At 70.2% G+C, this 13894-nt stretch carries 14 protein-coding genes; 3 read left to right on the top strand and 11 right to left on the bottom strand.

The window, feature by feature from the left end:
• Genes nuoE through ASC56_RS21295 form a run of 5 tightly spaced genes read right to left on the bottom strand, consistent with a single transcriptional unit; the run spans position 1 to position 3928 of the window.
• Positions 1-867, bottom strand: a complete 867-nt coding sequence (nuoE, locus tag ASC56_RS21315; RefSeq protein WP_055493099.1) for an NADH-quinone oxidoreductase subunit NuoE — start codon at positions 865-867, stop codon at positions 1-3.
• Positions 864-2198 carry an NADH-quinone oxidoreductase subunit D gene (locus tag ASC56_RS21310; RefSeq protein ID WP_055493098.1) on the bottom strand — a complete coding sequence of 445 codons (1335 nt, stop codon included), beginning with the start codon at positions 2196-2198 and terminating at the stop codon, positions 864-866. The genes nuoE and ASC56_RS21310 overlap by 4 nt, the downstream gene beginning before the upstream one ends.
• On the bottom strand, positions 2195-3004 hold the full coding sequence (locus ASC56_RS21305; protein ID WP_055493097.1) for an NADH-quinone oxidoreductase subunit C: 810 nt from the start codon (positions 3002-3004) through the stop codon (positions 2195-2197). The genes ASC56_RS21310 and ASC56_RS21305 overlap by 4 nt, the downstream gene beginning before the upstream one ends.
• Positions 3001-3555: an NADH-quinone oxidoreductase subunit B family protein gene (locus ASC56_RS21300; RefSeq protein ID WP_055493096.1), complete on the bottom strand. Its 555-nt coding sequence runs from the start codon at positions 3553-3555 to the stop codon at positions 3001-3003. Before ASC56_RS21300 ends, ASC56_RS21305 begins: the two co-directional genes overlap by 4 nt.
• Before the next feature lie 13 nt (positions 3556-3568).
• Positions 3569-3928, bottom strand: a complete 360-nt coding sequence (locus ASC56_RS21295) for an NADH-quinone oxidoreductase subunit A (protein ID WP_003992243.1) — start codon at positions 3926-3928, stop codon at positions 3569-3571.
• A gap of 812 nt (positions 3929-4740) precedes the next feature.
• Here ASC56_RS21295 and ASC56_RS21290 point away from each other — a divergent pair.
• Positions 4741-5553 carry a C40 family peptidase gene (locus ASC56_RS21290; protein ID WP_055493095.1) on the top strand — a complete coding sequence of 271 codons (813 nt, stop codon included), beginning with the start codon at positions 4741-4743 and terminating at the stop codon, positions 5551-5553.
• A 143-nt stretch (positions 5554-5696) separates the two neighbouring features.
• Here ASC56_RS21290 and ASC56_RS21285 read toward each other — a convergent pair whose 3' ends face one another.
• Complete coding sequence (locus ASC56_RS21285) at positions 5697-7490, bottom strand: FAD-dependent oxidoreductase (RefSeq protein ID WP_055493094.1); 1794 nt, start codon at positions 7488-7490, stop codon at positions 5697-5699.
• Positions 7491-7706: 216 nt separating this feature from the next.
• Positions 7707-8996 (bottom strand): geranylgeranyl reductase family protein, encoded by a 1290-nt coding sequence (locus ASC56_RS21280; RefSeq protein ID WP_055493093.1) that lies wholly within the window; start codon positions 8994-8996, stop codon positions 7707-7709.
• Positions 8997-9177: 181 nt separating this feature from the next.
• Here ASC56_RS21280 and ASC56_RS21275 point away from each other — a divergent pair, with 181 nt between their 5' ends.
• Together ASC56_RS21275 and ASC56_RS21270 are read left to right on the top strand one after the other, a co-directional pair.
• Positions 9178-9684 carry a GNAT family N-acetyltransferase gene (locus ASC56_RS21275; protein ID WP_055493092.1) on the top strand — a complete coding sequence of 169 codons (507 nt, stop codon included), beginning with the start codon at positions 9178-9180 and terminating at the stop codon, positions 9682-9684.
• Positions 9685-9777: 93 nt separating this feature from the next.
• Positions 9778-10116: a PASTA domain-containing protein gene (locus ASC56_RS21270; protein WP_055493091.1), complete on the top strand. Its 339-nt coding sequence runs from the start codon at positions 9778-9780 to the stop codon at positions 10114-10116.
• 29 nt (positions 10117-10145) lie between these two features.
• Here the strand turns inward: ASC56_RS21270 and ASC56_RS21265 are convergent, their stop codons facing one another.
• The 4 genes from ASC56_RS21265 to ASC56_RS21250 all read right to left on the bottom strand — a co-directional run bounded on the left by ASC56_RS21265 (position 10146) and on the right by ASC56_RS21250 (position 13641).
• Positions 10146-10841 carry a demethylmenaquinone methyltransferase gene (locus tag ASC56_RS21265; RefSeq protein ID WP_055493373.1) on the bottom strand — a complete coding sequence of 232 codons (696 nt, stop codon included), beginning with the start codon at positions 10839-10841 and terminating at the stop codon, positions 10146-10148.
• Between the two features lie 217 nt (positions 10842-11058).
• Positions 11059-11505: a hypothetical protein gene (locus ASC56_RS21260; protein WP_055493090.1), complete on the bottom strand. Its 447-nt coding sequence runs from the start codon at positions 11503-11505 to the stop codon at positions 11059-11061.
• A gap of 17 nt (positions 11506-11522) precedes the next feature.
• Positions 11523-12737: a cyclic dehypoxanthinyl futalosine synthase gene (mqnC, locus tag ASC56_RS21255; protein WP_055493089.1), complete on the bottom strand. Its 1215-nt coding sequence runs from the start codon at positions 12735-12737 to the stop codon at positions 11523-11525.
• A gap of 112 nt (positions 12738-12849) precedes the next feature.
• On the bottom strand, positions 12850-13641 hold the full coding sequence (locus tag ASC56_RS21250; protein ID WP_055493088.1) for an A24 family peptidase: 792 nt from the start codon (positions 13639-13641) through the stop codon (positions 12850-12852).
• Between the last annotated feature and the right edge of the window lie 253 nt (positions 13642-13894).

The raw sequence follows: 13894 nt of genomic DNA, 5'->3' as shown, positions 1-13894 counted from the left end.
CTACCCCTCCTCAGCGATGGGCCCAGCCGGGTGGGCGGAGTCAGAGGCCGATGTGTCCTGCGGCGCGTCGTGCGAGCTGAGGTGCTCGGCCGGTGACGGCTCGTGCGGCGCGTCCTCCGGCTCGTCGTGCGGCCCGCCGTCCCGTGGGTGCACCACGCGCGCGGCGGCCGTCTCGCCCTTGGCCAGCCGCAGCCCGACCAGCGAGGCGGGGCCCGCGCTGCCGGTCGCCTCCACGGCCCCGTCCCGTTCGTCGGGGAAGCCGGCCAGCATCCGGGCGGTCTCCTTGAACGTGCACAAGGGGGCGCCACGCGTGGGTTCGACCTGCCGTCCCGCCCTCAGGTCGTCCACGAGGCGCTTGGCGCTCTCGGGGGTCTGGTTGTCGAAGAACTCCCAGTTGACCATCATGACCGGCGCGTAGTCGCAGGCCGCGTTGCACTCGATGTGCTCCAGGGTGACCTTGCCGTCGTCGGTGGTCCCGCCGTTGCCGACGCCCAGGTGCTCCCGGAGGGCGGAGAAGATCGCGTCGCCGCCCATCACCGCGCACAGGGTGTTGGTGCAGACACCCACCTGGTAGTCACCGGACGGCCGCCGCCGGTACATGGTGTAGAAGGTCGCGACCGCGGTGACCTCGGCCGTGGTCAGGTCGAGCATGTCCGCGCAGAACTGCATACCGGTGCGCGTGACATGGCCCTCCTCCGACTGCACCAGGTGCAGCAACGGCAGCAGGGCGGACCGCGAGTCCGGGTAGCGGGCGATGATCTCGCGCGCGTCCTGCTCGAGCCGGGCTCGAACGTCGTCCGGGTAGTCGGGCGCGGGCAGTTGCGGCATGCCCAGGCCGACGCCCCGCTCCGAAGAACTGGTGGTCACCGGTCGACGCCTCCCATCACGGGGTCGATGGACGCTACGGCGACGATGACGTCGGCGACCTGGCCGCCCTCGCACATCGCCGCCATGGCCTGCAGATTGGTGAAGGACGGGTCCCGGAAGTGGACCCGGTAGGGGCGGGTGCCGCCGTCGGACACGACGTGCACGCCGAGTTCTCCCTTGGGCGACTCGACCGCCGTGTACGCCTGTCCCGGCGGGACCCGGAAGCCCTCGGTCACCAGCTTGAAGTGGTGGATCAGGGCCTCCATGGAGGTGCCCATGATCTTCTTGATGTGATCGAGGGAGTTGCCCAGTCCGTCCGGTCCCAGGGCGAGCTGGGCGGGCCAGGCGATCTTCTTGTCGGCGACCATGACCGGGCCGGGCGCCAGCCGGTCCAGGCACTGCTCGATGATCCTGAGCGACTGGCGCATCTCCTCCAGGCGGACGAGGAAGCGGCCGTAGGCGTCACAGGTGTCGGCGGTCGGGACGTCGAAGTCGTACGTCTCGTAGCCGCAGTAGGGCTGCGCCCTGCGCAGGTCGTGCGGCAGACCGGCGGAACGCAGGATCGGGCCGGTGGCGCCGAGGGCCATGCAGCCGGCCAGGTCGAGGTAGCCGATGTCCTGCATGCGGGCCTTGAAGATGGGGTTCCCGGTGGCGAGCTTGTCGTACTCCGGGAGGTTCCTCTTCATCTTCTTCACGAACTCGCGGATCTGGTCCACCGCGCCCGGCGGCAGGTCCTGGGCGAGTCCGCCGGGGCGGATGTAGGCGTGGTTCATCCGCAGGCCGGTGATCAGCTCGTAGATGTCGAGGATCAGCTCCCGGTCGCGGAAGCCGTAGATCATGATGGTGGTGGCGCCGAGTTCCATGCCTCCGGTGGCGATGCACACCAGGTGGGAGGACATCCGGTTCAGCTCCATCAGGAGCACGCGGATGATCGTGGCGCGGTCGGGGATCTGGTCCTCGATGCCGAGGAGCTTCTCGACGGCGAGGCAGTACGCCGTCTCGTTGAAGAACGGCGTCAGGTAGTCCATGCGCGTCACGAACGTGGTGCCCTGCGTCCACGTCCGGTACTCGAGGTTCTTCTCGATGCCCGTGTGGAGGTAGCCGATGCCGCAGCGGGCCTCGGTGACCGTCTCGCCCTCGATCTCCAGGATGAGCCTGAGCACGCCGTGCGTGGAGGGGTGCTGCGGGCCCATGTTGACGATGAGACGCTCGTCGTCGGCGCGGGCCGCGGACTGGACGACCTCGTCCCAGTCGCCGCCGGTGACCGTGTAGACGGTTCCCTCGGTGGTCTCGCGCGGGGAGGCGGAGGACGGAGGAGTCTGCGTGTTCATGAGTACGACCTCCGCTGGTCCGGAGCCGGGATCTGGGCGCCCTTGTACTCGACGGGGATGCCGCCGAGGGGATAGTCCTTGCGCTGCGGGAAGCCCTGCCAGTCGTCGGGCATCATGATCCGCGTCAGCGCCGGGTGGCCGTCGAAGATCAGGCCGAAGAAGTCGTACGTCTCGCGTTCGTGCCAGTCGTTCGTGGGATAGACGGAGACGAGCGACGGGATGTGCGGTTCGGCGTCGGGGGCGCTGACCTCCAGCCGGATCAGCCGGTTGTGGGTGATCGAGCGCAGGTGGTAGACGGCGTGCAGCTCCCGGCCCTTGTCGCCGGGGTAGTGCACTCCGCTCACGCCCGTGCACAGTTCGAAGCGTAGCGCCGGGTCGTCGCGCAGGGTCTGGGCGACGGCGACGAGGTACTCGCGTTCGATGTGGAAGGTCAGCTCGCCGCGGTCGACGACGGTCTTCTCGATCGCGTTCCCGGGGACGAGGCCCTGCTCCTCCAGGGCACCCTCCAGTTCGTCGGCGACCTCGTCGAACCAGCCGCCGTAGGGGCGGCTGGCCGCGCCCGGGAGCCGGATGGAGCGGACCAGGCCGCCGTAGCCGGAGGTGTCGCCACCGTTGTTGGCGCCGAACATGCCGCGCTGGACGCGGATCTCCTCGCCGTGGTCGCCGCGCCTACCGGGGAGGTTCGCGGCGCCGAGGTCCTTCTCGGGGTTGACGCCGTTGCTGCCGCCGCCGTTCGCCGCGGCGCCGTTCGCACCGTTCGCGCCGTTGCCCGGCGTGTTCGCGCCGTTGCTCTTCCCGTCGCTCATCGCAGCAGCCCCTTCATCTCGATCGTCGGGAGTGCCTTGAGCGCCGCTTCCTCCGCCTCACGGGCCGCCTCCTCGGCGTTGACGCCGAGCTTGGAGGTCTGGATCTTGTGATGGAGCTTGAGGATCGCGTCCATCAGCATCTCGGGCCGCGGCGGGCAGCCGGGCAGATAGATGTCGACGGGGACGATGTGATCGACGCCCTGGACGATCGCGTAGTTGTTGAACATGCCGCCCGAGGAGGCGCAGACCCCCATGGAGATCACCCACTTGGGGCTCGGCATCTGGTCGTAGACCTGCCTGAGGACGGGCGCCATCTTCTGGCTGACCCGGCCGGCGACGATCATCAGGTCCGCCTGGCGGGGCGAGCCACGGAAGACCTCCATGCCGAAGCGCGCCAGGTCGTAGCGGCCGGCGCCGGTGGTCATCATCTCGATGGCACAGCACGCGAGGCCGAAGGTGGCCGGGAAGACCGACGCCTTGCGCACCCAGCCCGCGGCCTGCTCGACGGTGGTCAGAAGGAATCCGCTCGGCAGCTTTTCTTCGAGTCCCATGACTAAAGGCCCCTCAGTCCCATTCCAGGCCGCCGCGCCGCCATACGTACGCGTACGCGACGAAGACGGTGAGCACGAAGAGCAGCATCTCCACGAGCCCGAAGATCCCCAGGGCGTCGAAGGTGACGGCCCAGGGGTAGAGGAAGACGATCTCGATGTCGAAGACGATGAAGAGCATCGCCGTCAGGTAGTACTTGATGGGGAAGCGCCCGCCGCCGGCCGGCGTGGGGGTCGGCTCGATACCGCACTCGTATGCCTCGAGTTTGGCGCGGTTGTACCGCTTCGGACCGATCAGCGTGGCCATGACCACGGAGAAGATCGCAAAGCCTGCCCCGAGGGCTCCCAGTACGAGGATGGGCGCATACGCGTTCACCGCTCCTCGCTCCTCTCAGTCGGCACTGACTGCTGGCGGTTGCGCTGGACTCACGGCCGCCCCACCTGTCCCACGAACCCCGCTCGCCCCAGCTGAAGATCGCGTACATGTGAAGCACGTCACAAGCCCAACTGCCCCGCATCTTATGCCCGGCGGTATGTGATCTGCGACACGGGGGTCACCACGTACTTTGTGATCTCCACCACCTGGCGAAGGATCATGAAGTCGGATGAGCGGTGATCTTCATACGCGAAGCAGTCGAGCGATCACCAAGAGGTGACATTTTCGCTCGTCTTCGCTGGTGGGAGCGCTCTTGCATTATCAAGGAGAAGCCGATCAAGGCAAATTCGCCCTGGACCGAATCCCTTGATAGAGGGGCCCGTTCACACATCAGAGGGAAGGCGGGGGCAGGTGTGGACGTGTGCACGCGTTCACGAGCGGAGGGGTGCTCGTTCACGAATGGGAGGGGTGCGCGTTCACGCCGGGAGCGATGTGCGCGCCCACGGAGGACCGGGGAGCGATTCGTGCGCGGGACGCCGCCGCCGCGGTGACCGTTCCGTGACCTGTGCCACATCTGCGTGAGGCCGGCATAAAGCGGGCTTGGCCACGCGACGCATCCGATGGTAAGCGCAGAGCAATTCGGGCGTAACGACGAAAGCCCATGATCACAGGCTTGATCACTGGTGTCCGTAATGACCGTTACGGCGTCAATAAAGAGCGACGCGCCCGGGATTCGGGGGGGTGATTGAACAACTGTGGCGCACCACACGTTTCTTGAAGGTATGGAGGAGCCCCTGATACCGGTTGTACCCATGTCCCACACCGCTCACATACGCAGCCACCGGAAGCCCCGCAACCGCAGCGCCTCGACGATCGCGATGCGGGCCGGAGTTGCCGGTGGCGTGCTCAGCACCCTGGCTGTGGCCAGTGCGTCCGCTTCGGCCAACGCGGCCGAGCCGGTGACGCAGACCCTGGAACTGCCCACCCTGACGGCCGACCTGGCCACGCAGGTCGCGCAGTCCGCGGAGGCCACCCAGCAGGCCGCGGCCAACTACCAGCTGCAGGCCGAGCGCGACGCGGCCGCCGCAAACGCCGCGAAGCAGGCCAAGGCGGACCTCGCGGCCGCCAAGAAGAAGGCGGCGGAGGCCCAGCGCAAGGCCGAGGCCGCCCGCAAGACCGCCGCGGCTGCCGCCTCGCGCAGCACCGAGCGAACCCTGCTCACCGCCGCGTCGAGCAGCGCTTCGACGGTCACCTCGACGTCCACGGCCACCGGTTCGGCCGCGGCGGTCATCGCCTTCGTCAAGGCCCAGATCGGCGACGCGTACGTCTCCGGCGGCACCGGCCCCAACTCCTGGGACTGCTCCGGCCTCGTGCAGACCGCGTTCAAGCAGATCGGCGTCAGCCTGCCGCGCGTCTCGCAGGACCAGTCGACCGCCGGCACCCAGGTCTCGCTGAGCAACCTGCAGCCGGGCGACATCCTCTACTGGGGCGGCGCGGGAAGCGCGTACCACGTCGGCGTGTACGTCGGCGACGGCATGTTCGTCGGCGCGCAGAACCCCTCCACCGGCGTCGTCGAGAAGCCCCTGTCGTACGACCCGCCGTCCGGCGCGGTCCGCGTCCTGTGAGCGGTACGGACTCACGCGGGCTCGACGGGCTCCACGGGCTCTGACGGACCCAGGGCCGCCGCGCCGACCGGCGCGGCGGCCTCTCCGGGCGTCCGCGTGGGCGGCCCCGCCGGCCGTCCACCCCCGCGGACGACCCGTCCACCTCACCCCAGGTCGAAGGTGTTCGGCAGGCCGAGCCGGTAGCGCACCTCGTCGACGCGCTTGAGGGGCTCCAGCTCCGGGGGACGGTACAGCTCCCAGATCCGGCACCGCCCGGCGCCCGAATTGTCCGCATCGAGCAGTGCGTTGACGGCGCGTCGCGCCGATTCGTTGGCGCCTTCCATCGTCGCCAGGTCCACATCCGTGCGGACGTAGTCCCCCGCGAGGAAGAAGTTCGGTACGCCCGTCCGCGCCGACGGGCGGTTGTAGAGCGTGCCCGTGGGATGGATCAGGAGCGGCTCGCGGTTCTGCGGGTCCGGGCCGCCGAGACCCGTCACCGCCGGGTCCATGAACCAGCCGAGCCGGTCGGCGTCCGTGAGCGTCGTCTTGCCGGAGTCGTTCAGGGCGTCCTTCAGCTGCGCCCAGCACTCCTCGACGATCTCCTCCCGCGTGCACTCACGGGCCTTCTTGCCGTACAGGATCCCCGGCTTGTCCCACTCCGAGACGATCGCGGAGAGACAGTCGTGGGCCCTCCCGTCGCCGTAGTCCGCCGCGAAGTCCCGTTTGTCCCAGAACTGCGCCTGTCCGATCCCCGTCACCGACCACGGTGAGTCCAGGCAGTTGATGTGCCCGTGGACGACGGGCGTGGGCGTGCGCAGATAGAACTGCACCCCCGTCATCCAGTCGGTCTGCAGCGCATCGCACCGGGCGAGCTGCGGATCCGCGGCGCGCAGGGCCGCGCCCCAGGTGCGGCGGGCGTGCTCGACGGGCAGGGCGGACACATAGTGGTCGGCGGTGACGGTGCGTTCTCGGCTGCCGTCGCGCGCCGAGACCCGTACGCCGGTGACGCGCCCGCCGCCGTGGAGCACCTCGCGCACTTCGGTACCGAGGACGAACTCCACACCGAGGGAGCGCAGGTGCGCGGCCCAGGGATCGATCCATGCCTCGCTCGTCGGGGCGTTGAGCACCCGGTCGATGTCCGCGTCGCCGTCCATGCCCCGGCCAAGGAGGCCCCACAGCAGCAGCGCCTCGATGATGACGCGGCCGACGGTGCGGGTGGAGGCGACCTCGGCGCGGGTGGCGACGAGATTGCGGGTCTGCCCGATGCCGAGGAGCGTGCGGTACTCCTGGCTCATCCGCCCGGCGCGGATGAACTCCCACCAGGAGGTCTTCTCCCACTGGTCCTCGCGGCGGGCGTCGCAGCTGGTGAGGTGGACGAGAAGGCGGTCGGCGAAGTAGGCGGCCTCGTGTGCGGGCAGCCGGGTGCCCACGTCGAGGAGGGACAGGATCTGGTCACGGATCCAGGACGGGGTGATGTCGCCGGGCGCGGGCGGGGTGGTGAGCCGGCGCAGCGGGAAGTGAAGGTCGGGGCGACCCGCCTCGCGGGCGAACAGGGCCTCGGTGCCGCCGCGGAGGTTGTCGTGGACGCCGTTCGGATTGCCGGGGAAGGGGATGCGGCGCAGGGTGTCCGGCAGGTTCCGGTAGAAGCCGGGGAAGAACCGGAAGCCATGCTCCCCGGGCAGGGGCTTGCGGCCGCCCGTGCCGGTGCCGGGGACGTCCATCGAGCGCGCCTTGCCGCCGAGGACGTCGTAGTACTCGTAGACGGTGACGGCGTAGCCGCGTTCGGCGAGTTCGTGGGCGGCGCTGAGACCGGAGACACCGCCGCCGAGGACGGCGACGCGGGTTCCTCCGGAGGGCGCGGCGCCCGCGGTGGTGGCCGGCCATAACGAGAGGGCGGCGGCAGCGCCGGCTCCCGCGAGGAAGCCTCTGCGGGTGGTTCCCTGGTGTTCTGTTGTCATGGATACGGGAGGGTAGGGAGAGAGGCCCCGCGGCGGAAGGCCGCGGACGGGTCACGCCACAGCACCCTCACACGGCGCGGAATTCACTCCGACGGGGCCCCCGCCCGGAAGGGGGCACATCGTCCCGAAGGGAGCCTCCGCGTGCCGGGCCATCGGTCGGAGCGCGCCCTTCCGTCCGCGCTCCGACGGATGACGGATCACCGAGAAGGTGATCGTTCACGCCTTGGGGGCCACCTTCGACAGGCCGTTGATGACGCGGTCCATCGCGTCGCCGCCCGACGGGTCCGTCAGGTTGGCCAGGAGCTTGAGGGTGAACTTCATCAGCAGCGGATGCGTCAGGCCCCGCTGCGTCGCGATCTTCATCACCTTCGGGCTGCCGATGAGCTTCACGAAGGCGCGGCCCAGCGTGTAGTAGCCGCCGTAGGTGTCCTTGAGGATCTTCGGGTAGTTGCGCAGGGCCAGTTCGCGCTGGGCGGGGGTCGCGCGGGCCAGGGCCTGTACGATGACGTCCGCCGCGATCTGGCCCGACTCCATGGCGTACGCGATGCCCTCGCCGTTGAAGGGGTTCACCAGGCCGCCCGCGTCGCCGACGAGCAGCAGGCCCTTCGTGTAGTGCGGCTGGCGGTTGAAGGCCATGGGGAGTGCGGCGCCGCGGATCGGGCCGGTCATGTTCTCGGGCGTGTAGCCCCAGTCCTCTGGCATCGAGGCGCACCAGGCCTTCAGCACCTCGCGCCAGTCCAGTTCCTTGAAGGAGGCCGAGGTGTTCAGGACGCCCAGGCCGACATTGCTCGTGCCGTCGCCCATGCCGAAGATCCAGCCGTAGCCCGGCAGCAGCCGCTCCTGGCCGCCGCGCCGGTCCCACAGCTCCAGCCAGGACTCCAGGTAGTCGTCCTCGTGGCGCGGGGACGTGAAGTACGTACGGACCGCGACGCCCATCGGACGGTCCTCGCGGCGGTGCAGGCCCATCCCCAGCGACAGTCGCGAGGAGTTGCCGTCCGCGGCCACCACCAGCGGCGCATGGAAGGTCACCGCGCGCTTCTCGTCGCCCAGCTTCGCGTGCACACCGGTGATCCGGCCGGTGCGGTCGTCGACGACGGGCGCGCCCACGTTGCACTGTTCGTACAGACGCGCGCCCGCCTTCTGGGCCTGCCGGGCCAGCTGCTCGTCGAAGTCGTCGCGCTTGCGGACCAGTCCGTAGTCGGGGTACGAGGCGAGATCCGGCCAGTCGAGCTGGAGCCGCACCCCGCCGCCGATGATGCGCAGGCCCTTGTTGCGCAGCCAGCCGGCCTCCTCGGAGATGTCGATGCCCATGGCGACGAGCTGCTTGGTGGCGCGCGGCGTGAGGCCGTCGCCGCACACCTTCTCGCGCGGGAAGGTGGTCTTCTCCAGGAGCAGCACGTCGAGCCCGGCCTTCGCCAGGTAGTACGCGGTGGTGGAACCGGCTGGCCCGGCCCCGACGACGATCACATCGGCGGTGTGTTCGGTAAGGGGCTGGGGCTCGGTCACGGCGGGTTCTCCCCAAGACTCGACGACTTGCTACGACTGACTACGACTGACTACGACGACGCCAGCCCCACCGGCAGCGGCTGCAGCCGCGCGAACAACGGCGAAAACGGCGTGCTGACGGGCACTGGACATGGGCAGTCTATTCAGCGGTATCGATCCCCCGGCTGAAGGGCTGCCCCCCGTGAACCGAGCTCTCCCCGACGTACGGCTGCGCGTCCCCACCGACGAGGACGCCTTCGCCTGGCACCGGATCTTCGCGGACCCCGAGGTCATGGAGTTCCACGGGGGCCGGGCCGCCGAGCCGTCCGTCTACGAGGAGCTCACCGCCCGGCAGCGCAGACATGACGCCGAGCACGGCTTCTGCCTGTGGACCATGCTCGACGAGTCGGGCGAGGTCATCGGCTTCACGGGCGCGCAGCCATGGCCGGGCGAGTGGGGGCCGAAAGGGGAGATCGAGATCGGCTGGCGGCTCGGGCGGGCGCACTGGGGGAAGGGGTACGTGACCGCGGCCGCGCTCACCACGCTGGAGCGGGTACGGGCGGCGGGCGTGCCCCGGGTGGTGGCGATGGTCAAGCCCGCCAACGAGCGGTCGATCGCCGTGACCCGGCGCCTCGGCATGGAACTCGTGGAGGTCTTCACTCACCCCACGCTGCGGGAGCCCGCGCACTGCTACCGGCTCGATGTGTGACGCTGTGTAGTCGACTGCTACAGAAAGACACGCGACGCTTCCGGGTGGCGCCCCCGGCCGGTTACCCTTCCAGTACCGCTGGGGGTGACATCTGTGCCTATAACACCCAAAACACCCGAAGTACGCGTGCCACGGCTGGTCGGCCTGATGGCGGTGGACGCGCGTGAGGCCGCCGCGAAGCAGGGCGTCATGCTCGCCGCGCCGGACCGGCCGGACTTCCACCGCACCGTCGTCGACTACGTCGTACGCCAATATCCCCTGCCCGGCGCCGAGGTGCCGCGCGGTGCCGTGATCACCGTGTGGTTCGACCTCAGCGAGGGCGAGGGTGGCGGCGGCGCCGGGGTCCGCGAGCCACGGCTGCCCATCCCACCGCCGGGCGGGATGCGCCGCGAACTCGACGAACCCGGAGACGCCTACGAGGTGCTCAGGTGAGGGTGTGACGACCTGCGCCGGGCGGACCGTCAGCCCGTCTTGAAACCGCGGTGCAGTGCCACGATCCCACCCGTGAGGTTCCGCCACGCCACCTTCGACCAGCCCGCCTTGCGCAGCCGCTGCGCGAGCGCAGGCTGGTCGGGCCAGGCGCGGATGGACTCGGCGAGGTAGACGTACGCCTCGGGGTTGGACGACACCGTGCGGGCCACCGGAGGCAGCGCGCGCATCAGGTACTCGGTGTAGACGGTCCGGAACGGCGACCACGTCGGATGTGAGAACTCGCAGATCACGACCCGCCCGCCCGGCTTCGTCACCCGGTACAGCTCGCGCAGCGCCGCGTCCGTGTCCTGCACGTTCCGCAGCCCGAAGGAGATCGTCACCGCGTCGAAGACGTCGTCCCTGAACGGCAGCCGCGTCGCGTCGCCGGCCGTGAGCGGCATCCACGGGTGCCGCTTCTTGCCGACCTGGAGCATCCCCAGCGAGAAGTCGCACGGGACGACGTACGCGCCCGCGCGCGTGAAGGGGAGCGACGAGGTGGCCGTACCCGCCGCCAGGTCGAGGACCTTCTGCGCGGGGCGCGCGTCGACCGCCTTCGCGACCTCCTTGCGCCACAGCCGCGCCTGCCCCAGGGACAGCACGTCGTTCGTGAGGTCGTACCGTTCCGCCACGTCGTCGAACATCGAGGCGACTTCGTGCGGCTGCTTGTCCAGGGATGCGCGGGTCACGGTCCCCATTGTGGCAGTACGGGCCCGGCGGGACTCAGGCGCCCGGCCCGTACCGCCGCCTCCGCGGCTCCTTCGCGGGGCCCTGCGGGAGCAGCTTCGGCCGGCAGGGCCTCGCGTTGACGTCGAAGCCGGCGTCGACGACGTCGCCGACGAGACGTTCACGCTCTCCGACGTGGCCCAGATACGGACGTTCGCCGGGAAGGCACCCCGGAACGGCTCAGCGGCGCCGGTGCACCAGCCGTCCGGCGCACACCGTGGCCAGGCACGCGCCGGTCGCGTCGAAGACGGCGAGGTCGGCGCGGCCCGACTCGCCGATCATGGCCGGCCGAGCGCCAGGGAGCACCACGACGTCGTTCCGCTCGGCGGCGGCCCGGAGTTCGGGCGAGTCGACGTACTCCTCCAGGATCGCCACCGCGCCGAGCTTCAGAACCTCATGGATGCGTTCGCGCGGCGTCGGGGCCTTGGGGAGCGGCCCCTCGTGAACGCGGGCGGGGCCGAGGGCACCGGGCCATCTGCGCACCCGCGCCCGTGGGAACCGCGCGCGCAGCTCGTCGAACGTCCCGACGGCCTCGATCCGGTCCCGCCCGACCAGCACGGCGCCGTCCTGGAGCGGCTCCGAGGCCCAGCTGTACCGGACTTGGTCCGCCACGTGAATCGTCTCCAAACCGGCCCCCGGGCGCCCTAGTTGGACGCGAGCAGCTTCAGCTCGGGATGCGCCGTGCCGCCCTCGATCGCGGTGGAGGAGATGTGGGAGACGACCCGCTCGTCGACGGGGTCGTTGGCGGGGTCGTCGTGGACGACGAGGTGCTCGTACGTCGTGGAGCGCTGGGCCGGGACCCGGCCCGCCTTCCTGATCAGGTCGATGATCTCCTGGCGGTTGGAGCGGTGCCTGGCGCCGGCCGAGGAGACGACGTTCTCCTCCAGCATGATCGAGCCGAGGTCGTCCGCGCCGTAGTGCAGGGACAGCTGGCCGATCTCCTTGCCGGTGGTCAGCCAGGAACCCTGGATGTGCTGGACGTTGTCGAGGAAGAGACGGGCGATCGCGATCATCCGCAGGTACTCGAGGAGGGTCGCCTGGGTGCGGCCCTTCAGATGGTTGTTCTCCGGCTGGTAGGTGTACGGGATGAACGCACGGAAGCCGCCCGTGCGGTCCTGTACGTCCCGGATCATCCGCAGGTGCTCGATGCGCTCGGCGTTCGTCTCGCCCGTGCCCATGAGCATGGTGGACGTCGACTCCACCCCGAGGTTGTGCGCGGCCTCCATGATCTCCAGCCAGCGCTCACCGGACTCCTTCAGCGGCGCGATGGCCTTGCGCGGCCGCTCGGGCAGCAGCTCCGCGCCCGCCCCGGCGAAGGAGTCGAGGCCGGCCGCGTGGATACGGGTGATGGCCTCTTCCACCGACACGCCCGAGATACGCGCCATGTGCTCGACCTCGCTGGCGCCCAGGCTGTGGATGACCAGCTGCGGGAAGGCTTCCTTGATGGCGCGGAAGTGCTTCTCGTAGTACTCGACGCCGTAGTCGGGGTGGTGGCCGCCCTGGAACATGATCTGCGTGCCGCCCAGCTCCACGGTCTCCGCGCAGCGGCGCAGGATGTCGTCGAGGTCACGGGTCCAGCCCTTGGCGGTGTCCTTCGGGGCCGCGTAGAACGCGCAGAACTTGCACGCCGTCACGCACACGTTCGTGTAGTTGATGTTGCGCTCGATGATGTACGTCGTGATGTGCTCGGTGCCCGCGTACCTGCGGCGGCGTACGGCGTCGGCGGCGGCCCCCAGCGCGTGCAGCGGGGCGTCGCGGTACAGGACGAGCGCCTCTTCCGGGGTGATCCGCCCACCCTCGGCGGCACGGTCGAGGACGGCTGTGACATCAATGGACGTGAGGTCGGCCTTCTCGGTCACCGGGCGTCCCTTTCGTGGAGGTCATGGGCGGACGTAAGGGTCGTGGACGGACCGAACCAGCCTACGCCAGGGGTTTGACCGCGCCGCCGTCAGGCCGTGTACGGCACGGACGTCAGGCCGTGTACGCGCCGACGAGCAGCCCCACGAAGGCCCCCGCGATGAGGAACGGCCCGAACGGGATCGCGGTCCGCCGCCCCGCCCGGTGCGCGAGGACGAGCCCGAGCCCGTACAACCCGCCGAAGAGGAACCCGGCGAAGGTGCCCAGCACCACGGCCGGCCAGCCGTACCAGCCGAGCACCGCACCCAGCCCCAGCGCGAGCTTGACGTCGCCGAAGCCCATGCCGTTCGGGTTCACGAGGAAGAGCAGGAAGTACGCGCCGCCGAGCACCAGCGCGCCGAGCAGCGCGGTGAGCCACTCCCCGGCGTGCTCGGGCAGGGCAGCGGCGGCGGCCAGCAGGACCAGGGCGAGGGCGGCGAGCGGCAGGGTGACCACGTCCGGCAGCCGCTGCACCCGGAAGTCCACGATCGTCAGCAGGACGCCGACGGGCGCGAGCGACAGCCAGACGACCAGCTCCGGGCGGGTGCCGGTGACGAGGGCGAGGGCGGCGCACACGAACGCGGTCACCGGCGCGACGAGGAAGGTGCTCGGCCCGTACCCGGCGACGCTCCCGGACAGTTGCGCCCGCCCCGCGTCACCGGGTGGCGCCGGCACCGTGCGAGCGCACTGGGCGCAGCGCGCCCGTCCGACCCAGCCGCCGATGAGATGCCCGCCGGGGCACCGGTCACGCCAGGGCTCCCCGGACGCGGCGGAGAGCCGATAGGCGGCGCGGGGCACCAACACCCCGGCGGCCGCGCCCCACAGGGCGGCGGCCACGGTGAGCCAGAGGTCGAGGTCCACGGCCACACCCTATGCAAGCCGTGGACCGTCCGCCGGGCTGCCGTCAGCGCCGGGATGTGCCGTTTCGCAGGAGCGAAGCGACCGGGCGCGCTTCGGCCACGACGCCGAGGCCGTCGCCGGCTACGAACTCCCCTGCGGTGCGGGACCGTTGCGCAGCTCGAACGCGACGGCCTGTCAGGAGTGCGCCGACGCCCTGCGCGCCCACCGCGCCCCGGAGGCGCTCACCGACACGGCCGAGGACGGCCGTGGTCACGGTGAC

Origin of the sequence: Streptomyces sp. TP-A0356, from assembly GCF_001417775.1 — a bacterium.
Lineage (GTDB): Bacteria > Actinomycetota > Actinomycetes > Streptomycetales > Streptomycetaceae > Streptomyces.
Note: the sequence above shows the minus strand (reverse complement) of the source record. Positions and strands in the feature narration are given on the sequence as shown.